This is a genomic window from Robiginitalea rubriflava (assembly GCF_052540725.1).
The window spans coordinates 1,514,426-1,530,278 of the sequence record NZ_CP199309.1 but is presented as its reverse complement, the minus strand read 5'-3'; the positions used below and the strand labels follow the sequence as shown (position 1 = coordinate 1,530,278).

Here is a 15,853-nt window from a genome sequence, read left to right as displayed (position 1 = left end):
TTCAATTTTATGGAACCTTGTGGCCCTGGCTGGCCACAAGCATTGCAAACCAATCTTCCAGTTTCAAATTCAGTTCCAGGGCTTTAAGAGACTCCTCTATCCGCTTCCTGGTTGCAGTCCCTATCACAGGGTATATTTTCGCAGGATGCTGCAATAACCAGGCAAGCAACAACTGGCTTTCGCTAGCCTCATACTTCTTTCCCAAATCGGCCAGACATTTGCGAATCCTGCTGTTTTGCTCATTTTCTTCCCTATAGTAACTCCCAAGTGGGCTCCAGGCCATTGCCAGCCGCTTCCCAATTATACAATCATCCAAAACGCCATCGAACAGCGCATTATAAGCGGTAAGCGAACATTCAAACTGGTTTGCACAAAGGTTCGTTTCCGATTCGATAAGGCGTATTTGCGAAGGCGTAAAATTAGACACCCCAAACTCCCGTACTTTTCCGTCTGATTTCAGAGACTCAAAGGCCCGGGCAACCGCTTCAGGGTGCATCATCGGGCTGGGGCGGTGCAGCAGCAATAAGTCAAGATAGTCCGTTCGGAGGTTCTTCAGGCTGGCCTCCGCAGAGCGGATAATGTATTCACTGCTGTATTCATAATGCTTAACCTCTATTTTGCGGTTTTCACAGGGGTTTTGGATGCCGCATTTACTGATCAGTTGTATATCCTCCCTGGAAATACCAGAGCCCGAAAATGCCTTACCAAAGTCTGCTTCCGTGGTATAGCCGCCGTAGATATCTGCATGATCAAAGGTGGAAATTCCCAGTTCCAGACAAAAGTTCATCATCCGGGCCATCTCGCTGCTGTTAAACTGCTTTCCCCAGTCACCCCAGGTCATCGTTCCGGCGATAATTCTCGAATAGTTTACAGTGCTCTTCATAGGGTGCTTAAAGTAGTAAGAAAATCCCTTAAAAGCATCATAAAACTTAGGGTTTTCGGGATTTTTTAACCAATCGTTAACAGGCAATCACTAAATAAATTTTCAATTTGCGTGTTGCAACAAAACCAACATATTGAAAAACAATTACTAAACCCATTTTATGGAAGAGACAAACACGGTGGATATCAGCGCGGTGAATGAAAAGATTGCCCAGGAGAGCGCTTTTATCGATTTGCTAAAGAAAGAAATGGACAAGGCCATCGTTGGCCAGAGGCATATGGTGGAAAGGCTTTTGATTGGCCTCCTTGGTCAGGGACATATTTTGCTGGAAGGGGTTCCCGGCCTGGCAAAAACCCTGGCGATTAATACCCTGGCAAAGGCAGTGAAAGGAAGTTTTTCACGGATACAGTTCACCCCGGACCTGCTGCCTGCCGATGTGATAGGGACACTTATCTACAATATCAAAGAAAACGACTTTTCTATCAAGAAGGGACCCGTATTCGCCAATTTTGTCCTGGCAGATGAAATTAACCGGGCACCGGCAAAGGTACAATCAGCCCTGCTGGAAGCCATGCAGGAACGCCAGGTAACCATCGGGGACGAGACCTTCCCTTTGGACAAACCTTTCCTGGTAATGGCTACCCAGAACCCGGTAGAACAGGAAGGGACCTATCCGCTACCGGAAGCCCAGGTAGACCGCTTTATGCTGAAAACGGTAATCGATTACCCGCGGATGAATGAAGAGCAGCTCATCATTCGTCAAAACCTTAAAGGGGATCTGGCAGAAATTAAACCGGTGATCTCCTTAAAGCAAATTCTGGATGCCCAGCAAGCCGTACGGGAGGTCTACATGGATGAGAAAATTGAAAAATATATTCTCGATATCGTTTTTGCCACCCGATACCCTGAAAAATACAACCTGGCCGATTTGAAGCCCCTGATCAGCTTTGGGGCCTCTCCTCGGGGAAGTATTAATATGGCCATCGCTGCTAAGTGTTACGCCTTCATCAAAAGGCGCGGCTATGTGGTGCCTGAAGATGTACGGGCAATTGTACATGATGTACTCCGCCACAGGATAGGGATTACCTACGAGGCAGAAGCAGAAAACGTGTCTTCTGAAGACATCATTAACAGGATTGTTAATGAGGTTGAAGTACCATAACGTTCAAACCGGGTAGCAACAGCCATTTGCTTTTGCCATATTTTCGAACAACACCCCTTGAACCCTCATGGATACCAAAGAATTATTAAAAAAAGTCCGAAAGATCGAGATTAAGACCCGGCGTCTTTCCGATCACATCTTTGGTGGAGAGTATCACTCCACCTTTAAGGGGAGGGGTATGACCTTTAGCGAAGTCCGGCAATATCAGTACGGGGATGACGTAAGGAGTATTGACTGGAATGTTACGGCCCGAACCAACGAACCCTATGTTAAGGTATTTGAGGAGGAACGCGAGCTCACCATGATGCTGATGGTAGATGTGAGTGGTTCGGAGTTTTTTGGCACTGTGGATCAGTTTAAAAGGGAGGTGCTTACCGAAATATCAGCAACGCTTGCGTTTTCAGCCCTTCAGAACAATGACAAGGCAGGTTTGATCCTCTTTTCGGACCAGGTGGAATTATTTATCCCGCCAAAAAAAGGAAAAAGCCATGTGCTGAGGATAATCCGCGAATTACTGGAGTTTGAACCCCAAAGCCATAAAACAGACCTTTCACAGGCACTGAAATTCCTGTCCAATGTGCTCAAGAAGAAATCCATCGTTTTTGTGCTATCAGATTTTATTGCAGAGGATTACGAGCAAACCCTGAAGATTACCGGGAAAAAACACGACCTCACGGGTATACGTATTTACGACCCCATGGAAACCGAAATCCCGAACCTGGGAATGGTATATATGCAGGATGCAGAGACCGGAAAAATCCGACTTGTCAATACCCAGTCAAAAAAAGTCAGGCAGCGGTACGCCAGTTACTACACAGAACGACTTGATTATTTTCGCGAGACTTTTAAACGTGCCGGATGCGGGCATTTGGATTGCAGGGTAGATGAAAGTTATGTGAAAAAGCTATTGGGATATTTTAAACACAGGGCTTAAAGTGAAGATGAGCGCTACATCTCGGAAAAGAATAGTCACAAAGCTATGCCATATCATAGCCGGGGCTTCCCTGCTATTTGCTGGCCTGAACCTGCAGGGGCAATCCCAACCGGAGATCAGCACTTCAGTGGACACTACTTCCATTCGAATTGGAGAGCAGATCCGGTTTAGGGTACGGGTAGAAACCGATTCGTCTTCTGTGGTCTTTTTCCCGGAGGGGCAGACCTTTTCACCCCTGGAAACTGTTGAGGCTTTTAAAACGGACACCACCCGTAAGGCCGACCGTATTCTGCTTGAAAAAACCTATGCCCTGACCCAGTTCGATTCGGGTGCCTACTTACTTCCAACACAGCGTATAGAAGTTGATGGCAAGGGGTATTTTACGGACTCCCTGCTGATTTCAGTAGCCACTGTTCCGGTTGATACTGTAAAGCAGAAGATGTACGATATCAAGCCCCTGATAGGGGTGGACCGCGACCCCCTGTCCTGGCTGCGAACCCTTGGGTGGATCCTGTTGGGACTATTGCTGGCAGGAATTGCGGTTTATTGGTATTTTATTCGCAAAAAACCGCTCAGCGCTGAAGAAGAGGAAGCGCTTTTACCGCCTTTTGAAAGGGCCATGCTGGAATTAAAACGACTGGAAACCTCCAGGTACCTGATCCAGGATGAATTCAAACAATATTATACTGAGCTAACCGATATCGTCAGGTCCTATCTGGAGGAAGAAGTACACGTGAGTGCGTTGGAAAGCACCACTTCAGAACTCATTCTAAAATTGGAACTGCTGAAAGATGCCGGGCAATTGCGCCTGGAGCCGGATACCCTGAATCAATTCAGGAAAATCCTGGAGACGGCAGACCTGGTAAAATTTGCCAAATCCAAACCTGAAGTGAGCCAGGCAGAGCAGGACAGGCTGGTAGTGGAATCTATTGTGGTTAAAACCAAGGAGGCCATTCCGGAACCTACAGAAGAAGAATTGATGCAGCAGGCTGAATATCTTGAAGCCCTGAAAATCCAGAAGAAACGTAAAAAAATACGGTTGGCATTTGCTTCCCTGGCAGGTTTGCTGTTTATTGCTCTGATATCATCCATTGCCTATTTCGGTTTCGCCAGTGTGAAAGACACGCTGCTGGGAAATCCCAGTAAATCGCTTCTGGAAGGGGAGTGGGTGGCGAGTTCCTACGGATATCCTCCGGTAATACTGGAAACCCCGGAAGTACTTTATCGCAAGGACGTAAATCTCCCGCCGGAGGCCCGGGAGGCTGTCAAGGAGATCGATGCCTTTATCTACAACAACCCGGATGCCAAACTTTCAATTGCCGCTTCTTCCACCCTATTTAACAAGAATGATGCTGAACCCGATTTTGAAGGGTCCATTGAGCAAATTCTCAAAGGTTTTGAAGAAAAGGGCGCACGAAATATTATTACCAAGCAGGAAACATTTACAACTGTTTCAGGCGTAAAAGGAATCAAGATCTACGGCAGAGGAGATTTCCCGGTCCCGGAATCCTCCAGGCGTGTAGACGGGGCTTACACCATCCTGATGTTCGGCGGTAACGGATTTTTACAGGAACTGGTTATTTCCTGGGAGGAAGGGGATGCCTATGCAGAAGAAATCGTGGATCGTATCCTAAAAACCATAGAAGTTAAAACCACCGTATGATAGGCAGTGATATACAATTTGCAAACCCCGAGTTTTTCTGGTTGCTGCTCCTGCTTCCGGTTGCCTTGCTATGGTTCTTTTTTAAAAGGAATAAACAGGGGGCTTCCCTGAAGATTTCGAGCACAAAAGGCTTTTCCGCTCCTACCCTGCTCTCGAGGCTGAGGCCGCTAAGCCTGGCGCTCAGACTACTGGCATTGGCGGCAATCATTACTGCAATGGCCAGGCCGCAGACCGAAGACATCTCCACCCGTACCAAAACGACCAAGGGAATAGACATCGTGATGGCTATAGACGTTTCCTCCAGTATGCTGGCCAGAGACCTGAAACCCAACCGGCTTTCGGCCCTTAAGGAAGTAGCTTCTGATTTTATCGGAAAAAGGCCCAACGACCGTATAGGCCTGGTGGTTTATGCAGGAGAAAGTTATACCAAAACCCCTATAACCAGCGACAAAGCAATTGTGCAAAATGCCCTGAAAGAGATTTCCTATGGGCAACTTAGCGATGGCACGGCCATTGGGATGGGCCTCGCTACCTCGGTAAACCGCCTGAAAGAAAGCAAGGCGATCTCTAAGGTAATCATACTGCTGACAGACGGGGTAAACAACGCTGGCTTTATAGAGCCCCAAACGGCAGCAGACCTGGCGCTGGAATACGGTATTAAAACGTATACCATTGGCCTGGGCACAAACGGGAATGCTCTTTCCCCAATTGGATACAATGCCGACGGCTCTTTTCGCTACGGGATGCGGCAGGTAGAGATAGATGAGGAATTGCTGCAGGACATCGCCGACGCAACCGGGGGGCAATATTTCAGGGCAACGGACAATGACAGCCTGGAGGAAATTTACGAGGAGATCAACAAATTGGAAAAAACGGAGATTGAGGAATTCAAGTACTACCGGTACGAAGAAAAATTCAGGCCCTGGATATTGTTGGCAGGAGGCCTGCTTTTACTGGAATGGATCTTCAGGTTAACCCTATTCAGAAGTTTTATATAAGGCAATGATACAACTGGACGATAAAACATATTTATACTTGTTGCTGGTCATTCCGGTACTTATCCTGGTATTCATTGCCCACCAGGTATGGAAGCGCCGTACACAGCGCAGATTTGCCGACCCCCGTTTGCTTAAAAAGCTGGCCCCGGACCGATCCCTTTTTAAACCCCAGCTAAAAATGGTCTTGTTGCTCTTCGCTTTTGCATTGCTGATCCTTGGATTGGCCAATCCTAAAATGGGAACCAAGATGGAAACGGTCAAGAGGGAAGGTGTCGATATTGTTTTTGCAGTGGACGTCTCCAAAAGCATGCTGGCAGAGGACATTGCCCCCAACCGACTTGAAAAAGCCAAGAGACTGGTCTCTGAAATCATCAATGAACTGGCCAGTGACCGGGTGGGAATCATTGCCTACGCCGCCCAGGCCTACCCCCAATTACCCATAACTACAGATTACGGTGCAGCCAAGATGTTTTTACAAAGCATGAATACGGATATGCTGTCATCCCAGGGAACCGCCATAGGGGAAGCGGTAAAACTGGCGGCTACTTATTTTGACGATGAGGAACAGACCAACCGGGTCCTGTTTGTTATTTCAGACGGGGAGGACCATTCCGACGGCACAGCCTCGGATGCAGTTGAACTGGCAACTGAACAGGGGATCAGAGTTTATACTATTGGGGTTGGCACCACCAAAGGAGGACCCATCCCCCTGAAACGAAATGGGGTGGTGGAAAGCCTGAAAAAAGATGCAAACGGGGAAGTGGTAATTACCCGGCTCAATGAGGAAATACTCAGTGAAATTGCAGACGAAGGAGATGGGGAATACATAGATGGGGAAAATACAGCTGCTGCGGTATCTTATATCCGGGAAACACTGAATCAGATGGACAAAAAAGAGTTTGAAGCCAGACAATTTGCGGAATTCAAAGATCAGTTTCAATGGTTTCTCGGTGCTGCTTTGCTCATTTTGTTTCTGGATATCTTTGTGCTGGAACGCAAAACAGCCTGGCTTAAAAAGCTGAATTTGTTTAATGAAAAAGAAGCTGCATAAATGAAAACAGCCTTTTGGATTATAGGAATTTGTCTTCCCTTATGGGGAATGGCCCAGCAAGCCTCACAAATAGATGAAAAGGCCCTTAAAGCCTCTATGAAAGAAACCCGGGAAGCGAATATGGAATTGAGCGAAGATGATTTCGTCAATGCAGAGGCAAAGTACCGCCGGGCCATTTCCAGGAGTGCCGAGAATGCAACTGCACCCTACAACCTTGGCAATGCCTATTACGAAAAGGAAGACTTTAACGAAGCCTTTGGGCGCTTTAAGGAAGCAGGGGAAAAAGCAGGGGAGAAAACCAACAAGCACAAAGCCTATCACAACATGGGCAATGTTTTTATGCAAAACAAGGAATACCAGAAAGCCGTAGAAGCGTACAAGGAAGCATTGCGAAACAACCCTGCAGACGAGGAAACCAGATATAACCTCGCCCTGGCGAAAGAAATGTTGAAAAAGGAGCAGGAAGAACAGAAAAACGATCAGAACGAAGACGACCAACAGGATCAGGATCAGGAGAAACAGGAAGAACAGAATCAGGACAACCAGGACCAGAACGAGGGCGGGGACCAGGAGCAAAAAGATCAGCAGGAGCAACCCAACCAGGATGAAGGAGAATCTGAAAAAGAAGAAAACAAAGAAGGGGATGGAGAACAGAAAGAAGAAAAAGACCAAAAGCCAAACCCCTCTGAAGAAGATTCCAAAAAACCTCCAAGACCCAACCAATTATCTCCTCAGCAAATAGAAAACCTTTTGGAGGCAATGGAAAATGAAGAAAAAAAGGTAAAGGAGAAAATTGATGCAATGAAGGTGAAAGGTGCGAAAAAGAAAAATGAAAAGGATTGGTAAGATGTTGAAGCTTGTAGCTTATTTGGGCTTATCATTTCTTTTTTTCCTACCGGCGGTCAGGGCACAGGAAAAAGAGGAGATCAGTTTTGAGCTGCGCCTGAGCAAGGAAACCCTTGGAGTAAATGAGAGGGTAAGGGCCGATTTTGTAATGAATCGCGATGGAGATAATTTCATTCCCCCGGATTTTGACGGCTTCAGGGTGCTGATGGGTCCCTCCCAGAGTATCAGTTCCTCCTGGATCAACGGAGTCCGATCTTATTCGAAAACCTATTCCTATACCCTTGCGCCACTCGAAAAAGGGACCTTTACAATCGGGCAGGGTACCATTGTGATAGGAGGAGAAACCTACAAGACCATCCCTAAAAAAATTACGGTGACCGATGCAGTGGATCGTCCGGATGGGGAACCCACGGCCGAGGATATTGCAGACCAGAATCTGCATCTGGTGGCAGAGGTGTCCAACACCCGTCCGTACATGAACGAGCCTATTAGCGTGGTTTACAAGCTGTATGTAAGCCCGTCAATTGTAGTTTCTAATTTCCGCCCCTTGGACAATCCGAAGTACAATAACTTCTGGAGCCAGGATATCGCCTTCAGCAAGTACAATATACAGGAAGGCACCTATCAGGGGCAACCATACCGTTATGTGGTCCTGAAACGCGTGGTGCTGTATCCCCAGAAAAGTGGAAGTTTGGAGATAGAACCGCTGGCGCTCGATGTTTCGCTGGAAGTGCCCACCAACAAAAGGGACTTTTTTGGCGGCAGGATTTACTCTAAAACAAATAAAGTGGTTTCGGCAGGTAAAAGGACCATAGAGGTAAAGCCATTGCCCGAACAAGGCAAACCATCTGATTTCAGCGGGGCAGTAGGAGATTTTAAATTTGAAATATCTACCAGTAAAAACGCCTTGAATGCCTCTGAATCCATGCAGGCCCGGGTAACCGTTCGCGGGACAGGCAACCTGAAGCTCTTTCAACTGCCCAAGCTTACCCTTCCCAGTGCCCTTGAAGTTTATGAACCGGAATTCAAAGAAAATGTAACCACTACGCTTTCTGGAATGCAGGGGGAGATCACAGAAGAATATACCATTGTCCCTACCTACCAGGGAAAGTATCCGATTCCCTCGGTCAATTTTGCCTATTTCAACCCGGATTCAGAAAAATATGAACGGCTGACCTCCAAAGAAATAACGATAAATGTCCTGGAAGGCCCCACTGCCGACAGCGGTACTGTAAGTCCTGTATCAAGCGTAGCTAAAAATGTAGTTCGGGGCGGGGAACAGTTTTACTTTATAAAATTACAACCGAATCTGAAGCCGAGAGAATGGACTACTTTTTTCGGGAGCAACTATCACCTTGGCTGGCTTTTTGCCCCCTTATTGCTAATCCCACTGTTTGTTTTGCTTCGGAAAAAACGGGAAGCTATAGAGCAGGATGTAGAGGGTAACAGAATCAAAAGGGCCAATCGCCTGGCCAGAAGGTACCTCTCACAAGCCAGAAAAACACTTGGAGAAAAGGATGCTTTTTACATTGCACTGGAAAAAGCGCTGCATAATTATCTCAAGGCAAAATTAAAAATAGAAACCTCGGATTTCAGTAAAGATAAAATACGGGATTTGTTATCAGACAAAGGAATAGCTGCTGAAACCGTGGAGGCATTTACAGAATTGCTGGTTAATTGCGAGATGGCTCGCTACAGTCCTTTTTCGAAAGTACAGATGCAGCAGGATTACGAAAAAGCCAGCGAAGTTATCACGGCACTGGACAAAGAATTATAAGCATGAAGTATTCATTAGGATATCGCCTGTTAATCTGGCTTCTTTTCTTCTCATTGGGGATACAAGCCCAGGATACTGCATTGTTTGAGAAAGCTACGGATGCTTACAATGAGGGGGATTACAGTGTCGCCATCGACTACTATAATGAAATACTGGACAGTGGTAAGCACTCCGCGGCCGTCTATTTCAATCTGGGTAATGCCCATTATAAGCAGGATGAAATTGCACCCAGTATCTATTATTACGAAAAAGCATTACTATTAGCCCCAAATGACCCGGAGATTCTCAATAACCTGGCTTTTGCCCGTAATATGACAATCGATGCTATCGAACCGCTTCCGGAATCGGAGCTCTCCCGCTATTACAAACAAATAGTAAACTTGTTGAGTATCGATCAGTGGGCCTATACCGGAATTGTATTTATGCTTCTTTTTGTTCTGGGAAGTATTCTATTCTATTTCCTGCGGTATCCAAATCAAAAAAGACTGGCCTTGCTTGGTGGCCTTTCCGCCCTTTTTCTCTGTCTGGTAGCCAACGGCTTGTCTTATTTGCAGTACTCCGCATATAAGAAGGACCAGCCTGCAATAATATTTGAAGAAGAAGTTGCAGTATCCACCGAACCTAACGAGCGTAGCCCGGATGCTTTTACCTTGCATGAAGGAACAAAGGTTCAGGTGCTGGATTCGCTGGAAAACTGGCGAAAAATAAGGATAATTGACGGGCAGACTGGATGGCTTTCTGCAGGCAGCATAAAGGTGCTGAAGGACTTTTAAAGGATCCGTGTCCAATTCTGCAAAGGAATGTTATCTTTGTAGGGAAGCCAATTAATATGCAAAAACGCCTTGCTCTAATATCCCTCCTTTTGGTGTGGATTCTAGCGGTCATGCTCCCACCTGTTATCAATCTGTTCGCAGAAAGCGCCACGGTTGAAATTACCGCATTGACGGGTGAAGAGGAATCCGGGGAATCTTTGCTGATCGATTTTTTTGTCTCCCAAAATATACTTGAAGGATCAGCAGCGATCTACACTGGTTTTGATATAAACAATAAACTGCTATCCATAGAAGAACAGGCATCAGCCTTACAGATCTATCAGGATATTCAGGTGCCCCCTCCCAAGGCCTGATCTTATCTCATTTTTCAGCTGACCTGTCATATTTGTTCTCAATAGCATATCCCCAGGGATATTTAAATCCATAATAAAACATGTTTAAACAGTTAAAGCAGGACCTTCCTGCCAGTATAGTAGTCTTTTTTGTTGCCCTTCCGCTTTGTCTGGGGATCGCCCTGGCCAGTGGTGCTCCACTATTCTCTGGTTTGATTGCCGGGATAGTTGGTGGGGTTGTAGTAGGTGCGCTCAGTGGTTCATCTATCGGGGTAAGTGGCCCTGCTGCGGGTTTGGCGGCAATTGTGTTAGCAGCTATTGGAACCCTTGGGGGATATGAAAATTTTCTTGTAGCAGTAGTTCTGGGCGGCTTTATACAGCTTGCATTTGGCTTGTTACAGGCCGGGGTAATCGGATATTATTTCCCTTCTTCAGTGATAAAGGGAATGCTTACCGGAATCGGGATCATTATCATCCTGAAGCAAATTCCACATTTTTTTGGGTACGATGCCGACCCTGAGGGAGATTTCGCCTTTTTCCAGGTGGATGGGCAAAATACCTTCTCGGAAATTTTAGCGGCGGTAAACAATATCTCCCCCGGGGCTACCCTAATTGCCGTAGTGGGCCTGGGAATCCTCATTCTGTGGGAAAAAGTACTGACCAAAAAAGCCAAAATATTTCAATTGATACAGGGGCCACTTGTAGCAGTAGTTTTAGGGATTGTTTTTTACCTGATTACCAAGGGGAATGAAATGATGAGTATTTCAGAAGAACACCTTGTGAGCGTCCCGGTCCCCGGCGATGCCGCTTCTTTTCTGGGGCAATTTAGTTTTCCGAATTTTGCAGTAATCGGGAGCCCCGAAATTTGGGTTACCGCCTTCACTATTGCACTGGTAGCCAGTCTGGAAACACTCTTGTGCGTAGAAGCGACTGATAAGCTGGATCCTGAAAAACGGGTCACTCCCACCAATCGGGAGTTACTGGCGCAGGGAACGGGAAATGTAATTTCCGGGATGATCGGAGGACTACCGATCACTCAGGTAATTGTAAGGAGCTCAGCCAATATTCAATCTGGTGGTAAAACCAAATTATCCGCCATCATCCATGGATTCTTCCTGCTCATTTCCGTAATCCTGATCCCTAGGCTGCTCAATATGATTCCCTTATCAGTGCTGGCTGCAATCCTTCTGGTTGTTGGGTATAAGCTGGCCAAGCCGTCCCTGTTCAAAAAGATGTATGAACTGGGGTGGAAACAGTTCGTGCCGTTTACGGTAACCGTACTGGGGATCATTTTTACAGATTTACTGGTTGGAATTGGCCTTGGGCTTGGGGTTGGGATTATCGTAATTCTGATCAAAAGCTACCAGAACTCGCACTTCCTTCATATTGAAGACCGGATGAGCAATGGAAAACACAAGATGAAGATGACCCTTGCCGAGGAAGTTACCTTTTTTAATAAAGGTGCTATCCTGAAGGAATTGGATGGTATTCCGGAAAATACGTATCTTGAATTGGACGTTCGCAATACCCGATATCTGGACAACGATATTATTGAGATACTGGATGATTTTGCCTTTAAGGCTAAAAACCGCCACATAGATATCCACCTGATTTCCAATAGGGGTAATGTGGAAAACCCGGAGAGTTTTATAGAATTTTTCAAACTAAGACCAAAGACAGCCTAAAAAACAAAAATGAAAGCACAGACCAAGGAAACCCAGGCAATGATAAGCCCGGATGGGGCCATTACTCTTTTAAAGGAAGGTAATGAACGATTTGTACAAAACCAGCCCGCCAGCCGGGATTTGCTGGAACAGGTGCAGGATACCGCTGGCGGGCAGTATCCTTTTGCCACCATATTGAGTTGTATCGATTCCAGGGTATCCGCAGAATTGATCTTTGATCAGGGGGTCGGGGATATTTTCAGCGTGCGGGTTGCCGGCAATATCGTAAATGAAGATTTGTTGGGCAGTATGGAATTTGCCTGCAAACTGGCCGGAACCAAGGTGGTTTTGGTATTGGGGCATACGGCTTGCGGAGCTGTCAAAGGCGCCTGTGACGATGCAAAGATGGGGAATCTTACCGCCCTGGTATCCAAAATAAAGCCGGCGGTTGCAGAGGTAAAGGAACCATTGGAAACCTCCCTGCGCAATTCCGCAAATGCCTCTTTTGTAGATGAGGTAGCCCGTGTTAACGTAAAGTTGACCATCGAAAATATTCGGAAACTAAGCCCTGTGCTGGCAGATATGGAATTAAACGGGGAGATCAAAATCACAGGAGCCATGTACGATATCCGGACCGGTAAAGTGGCCTTTATGGATTAACCCTTTGGACAACTGATTGATTCAGCCGGCTCGGGTTGTGTGATTGCTGAATTGTTTTAATGATTTATCCCGTATTAACCTCTGAATTTAGGCTGTAATGAAAAATTTCTTCAGGCATTTTAAAGGGGATTTGCTGGGGGGCATAACTGCAGGGGTGGTTGCGCTTCCCCTGGCCCTTGCCTTCGGAGTCAGTTCGGGCCTGGGTCCGAGTGCCGGTTTGTATGGTGCCATTTTTATAAGTTTTTTCGCAGCCCTATTCGGAGGCACCAACACTCAAATTTCCGGGCCAACAGCTCCCATGACAGCTGTTAGTATGCTCGTCATAGCCGGTATCCTGGCTATCTATGAAGGCAGTATTGAAAAAGCCCTTCCGGCCATACTTACTGTTTTTCTTTTAGCGGGACTCATGCAGATTATCCTTGGATTACTGGGTTTGGGACGGTATATACGCTATATCCCCTATCCGGTAGTTTCAGGCTTTATGACGGCCATCGGCCTCATCATAATCATCACGCAAATTTTACCTGCCATAGGATACTATCCCAAAGAAGATTCAGAGTTTGTAAGTTATTTTATCCCTGAGGCGGAAGAACTCATCCTGGAGAATATCCTTAGGGAAGAAGCCGGAGAAGGGATACTGGTTCTTGAGAATTTCGAAGAGACTGTTAAACGATCTACAGAGATTACCGAGGAGGTGATCATGGTTGAGGCAAAGACACTCGCCGGGGCATCTTCTTCAGGTGTCGTTGGCAGTATCCGGGCCCTGAGGCGTGGGATAAGGAACATCAATACACTGGAACTGTTGCTTAGCCTTGCAACGATTCTAATCATTTACGGGTTTAAAAGAATAACTACCGCTGTTCCATCTGCGCTGGTTGCTTTGGTATTAGTTTCAGGAGTGGCTTATGGTTTTGGGCTGGATTACAGGCCCATAGATCAGATTCCTTCCGGGTTTCCCATGCCCAGGCTGGAAATTTTTACAGCCTTTTCATTCAAGGCGGTTAGTCCATTTATTTTTACAGCCCTCACCCTGGCACTCCTGGGGGCCATCGATTCCTTGCTAACATCTGTAGTTGCAGACAATATGACCAAAACCAAACACAAACCTAACAGGGAGTTGGTTGGTCAGGGGATTGGCAATAGCATTGCGGCTATCTTTGGTGGCATTCCCGGTGCAGGGGCAACGATCCGAACGGTGATCAATATAAATTCTGGTGGAAAAACCCGTCTGTCCGGGATGATTGCCGGTATATTATTGCTATTGATCCTGCTGGGCCTGGGTCCGGTAGCTTCCCGCATCCCTGCTGCCGTCCTGGCCGGGATCCTTATCACGGTGGGAATAAGTGTTATGGATTATAAGGGCCTCAAAGCCATTCCCAGCCTGCCCAAAGATATCCGTGTCGGCCCCATAAAACTGAGTTCAGAGGTGATAATCATGCTTATTGTCATGATCCTGTCTACTTTTTGGGATCTCATTTATGCTGTAGGAATCGGTTTGGTAATAGCCTCCCTGATGTTCATGAAAAAGATAGGCGACCTTACTGCAAAACGATCTAATGTGAGCCTGCTTCCGAAGGAGCAAACCTGGCCGGACGAGAAAAACCTGCCCAGAAACCTAAAGGAGGAAATCTTTATCAAACATCTGAAGGGGCCATTATTTTTTGGGACGACTAGTGATTTCCAGGCCCTTTCCGAGCAAATTCCCGCCACCGCTACCACCGTTATCATCAGGTTGGGGCGGATGCAATACATGGACCAATCCGGTTTATATGCGATGGAAGATGTTCTTCAGGAGTTGCGCAATAAACAAATCACTGTGCTTTTTGTAAATGTTCTGGACCAGCCACGCTACCTGATGGAACGAATCGGGATTATTCCGGACCTTATTCCGGAGAGTCATATTTTCGATTCCTTTAAGTCTTGCCTGAAATGGGTTAGGCAGAATGTCCACAATGAATCCTGACACTTCATTTTATTTTTAATTCTAAAAGGCCCGCATTGCCGGGGTTCTGAAGATTTATTTTACCTTTGTCTGCGCTTTCAATCGGTAGTGCCCCGGGCTGATTGACCGAAGTTTGTAACAGCATGATAGACCAACTCAAGAAGCAATTAGAAGAAGTCAAGTCTTTTACAGCAGACTCCCAGGATGCCATTGAAGCATTCAGGATTAAATACCTGGGGAAAAAAGGCCTGCTCAATGACTATTTTCAGGAGCTACGCAATATACCCAAAGAAGAGAAGAAAGTTTTCGGGCAAACGGTAAATGAACTTAAGGTTGCCGCTACCGAAAAAATACAGGAACTCAAAAACAACCTCCAGGCTAAAGAAGAAGTTAAGTCCCTTTACGGAGACCTGACCCGTCCCGGAGAACCACTGGAGCTGGGTGCACGCCACCCTATTTCCCTGGTTAAAAATCAAATCATAGATATCTTTTCCAGAATCGGTTTTACGGTTTCCGAAGGGCCTGAAATAGAAGATGACTGGCATAATTTCACCGCTCTGAACCTTCCTGAATACCATCCGGCCAGAGACATGCAGGATACCTTCTTTGTTCAGACCGACCCCGATATTCTGTTGCGTACCCATACCTCTTCAGTGCAGGTACGATACATGGAAAATCACAAGCCCCCCATCCGGACTATTTCACCCGGGAGGGTTTACCGGAATGAAGCTATTTCAGCAAGGTCGCATTGTTTCTTTCATCAGGTTGAAGGCCTGTATATTGATAAAGGAGTGTCCTTCGCAGATCTGAAGCAAACCCTGCAGTATTTTACAACAGCCCTTTTTGGAAAATCCAGGATTCGCCTGCGCCCCTCCTATTTTCCGTTTACGGAACCCAGTGCGGAGGTGGATGTTTACTGGGGCCTGGAAACCGAAACGGATTACCGTATGACCAAGGGAACCGGGTGGCTGGAAATCATGGGATGTGGTATGGTAGACCCAAATGTACTGGATAATTGCGGGATCGACTCCAAGGAACATTCCGGCTTCGCATTTGGAATGGGGATTGACCGTATTGCTTTGCTATTGTACCAGATCTCAGACATCCGGCTGTTAAGCGAGAATGACCTTCGTTTTCTCAAGCAGTTCAAAAGTATCCTCTGACCACT

Annotated in this window: 14 protein-coding genes; 13 read left to right on the top strand and 1 reads right to left on the bottom strand. The window is 46.5% G+C overall.

Going from position 1 to position 15,853, the window contains the following annotated elements; genetic code table 11:
- Positions 1 to 7 precede the first annotated feature (7 nt).
- Positions 8 to 883: an aldo/keto reductase gene (locus tag ACT6NU_RS07005; protein WP_445383750.1), complete on the bottom strand. Its 876-nt coding sequence runs from the start codon at positions 881 to 883 to the stop codon at positions 8 to 10.
- A 160-nt stretch (positions 884 to 1,043) separates the two neighbouring features.
- Here ACT6NU_RS07005 and ACT6NU_RS07000 point away from each other — a divergent pair, with 160 nt between their 5' ends.
- The 13 genes from ACT6NU_RS07000 (at position 1,044) to pheS (ending at position 15,848) form a co-directional block, all read left to right on the top strand.
- Positions 1,044 to 2,045, top strand: a complete 1,002-nt coding sequence (locus tag ACT6NU_RS07000) for an AAA family ATPase (protein ID WP_445383749.1) — start codon at positions 1,044 to 1,046, stop codon at positions 2,043 to 2,045.
- Positions 2,046 to 2,112: 67 nt separating this feature from the next.
- On the top strand, positions 2,113 to 2,979 hold the full coding sequence (locus ACT6NU_RS06995) for a DUF58 domain-containing protein (protein ID WP_445383748.1): 867 nt from the start codon (positions 2,113 to 2,115) through the stop codon (positions 2,977 to 2,979).
- Positions 2,980 to 2,986: 7 nt separating this feature from the next.
- Entirely contained in the window at positions 2,987 to 4,642 is a 1,656-nt protein-coding gene (locus ACT6NU_RS06990) for a hypothetical protein (RefSeq protein ID WP_445383747.1), read from the top strand.
- Positions 4,639 to 5,640 (top strand): vWA domain-containing protein, encoded by a 1,002-nt coding sequence (locus ACT6NU_RS06985; RefSeq protein WP_445383746.1) that lies wholly within the window; start codon positions 4,639 to 4,641, stop codon positions 5,638 to 5,640. The genes ACT6NU_RS06990 and ACT6NU_RS06985 overlap by 4 nt, the downstream gene beginning before the upstream one ends.
- Positions 5,641 to 5,644: 4 nt before the next feature.
- Positions 5,645 to 6,691, top strand: coding sequence for a VWA domain-containing protein (locus ACT6NU_RS06980; RefSeq protein ID WP_445383745.1), 1,047 nt, complete (start codon positions 5,645 to 5,647; stop codon positions 6,689 to 6,691).
- Positions 6,692 to 7,537 (top strand): tetratricopeptide repeat protein, encoded by an 846-nt coding sequence (locus ACT6NU_RS06975; protein WP_445383744.1) that lies wholly within the window; start codon positions 6,692 to 6,694, stop codon positions 7,535 to 7,537.
- A 1-nt stretch (position 7,538) separates the two neighbouring features.
- Positions 7,539 to 9,314, top strand: a complete 1,776-nt coding sequence (locus ACT6NU_RS06970; protein WP_445383743.1) for a BatD family protein — start codon at positions 7,539 to 7,541, stop codon at positions 9,312 to 9,314.
- A gap of 2 nt (positions 9,315 to 9,316) precedes the next feature.
- Positions 9,317 to 10,087, top strand: coding sequence for a tetratricopeptide repeat protein (locus ACT6NU_RS06965; protein WP_445383742.1), 771 nt, complete (start codon positions 9,317 to 9,319; stop codon positions 10,085 to 10,087).
- Positions 10,088 to 10,143: 56 nt separating this feature from the next.
- Positions 10,144 to 10,440, top strand: coding sequence for a hypothetical protein (locus ACT6NU_RS06960; RefSeq protein ID WP_445383741.1), 297 nt, complete (start codon positions 10,144 to 10,146; stop codon positions 10,438 to 10,440).
- Positions 10,441 to 10,520: 80 nt separating this feature from the next.
- Positions 10,521 to 12,104, top strand: coding sequence for a SulP family inorganic anion transporter (locus tag ACT6NU_RS06955; RefSeq protein WP_445383740.1), 1,584 nt, complete (start codon positions 10,521 to 10,523; stop codon positions 12,102 to 12,104).
- 9 nt (positions 12,105 to 12,113) lie between these two features.
- Positions 12,114 to 12,743 (top strand): carbonic anhydrase family protein, encoded by a 630-nt coding sequence (locus ACT6NU_RS06950; RefSeq protein ID WP_445383739.1) that lies wholly within the window; start codon positions 12,114 to 12,116, stop codon positions 12,741 to 12,743.
- 97 nt (positions 12,744 to 12,840) lie between these two features.
- Complete coding sequence (locus ACT6NU_RS06945) at positions 12,841 to 14,706, top strand: SulP family inorganic anion transporter (RefSeq protein ID WP_445383738.1); 1,866 nt, start codon at positions 12,841 to 12,843, stop codon at positions 14,704 to 14,706.
- 122 nt (positions 14,707 to 14,828) lie between these two features.
- Positions 14,829 to 15,848 (top strand): phenylalanine--tRNA ligase subunit alpha, encoded by a 1,020-nt coding sequence (gene pheS, locus ACT6NU_RS06940; RefSeq protein WP_445383737.1) that lies wholly within the window; start codon positions 14,829 to 14,831, stop codon positions 15,846 to 15,848.
- The last annotated feature ends 5 nt before the right edge of the window (positions 15,849 to 15,853 follow it).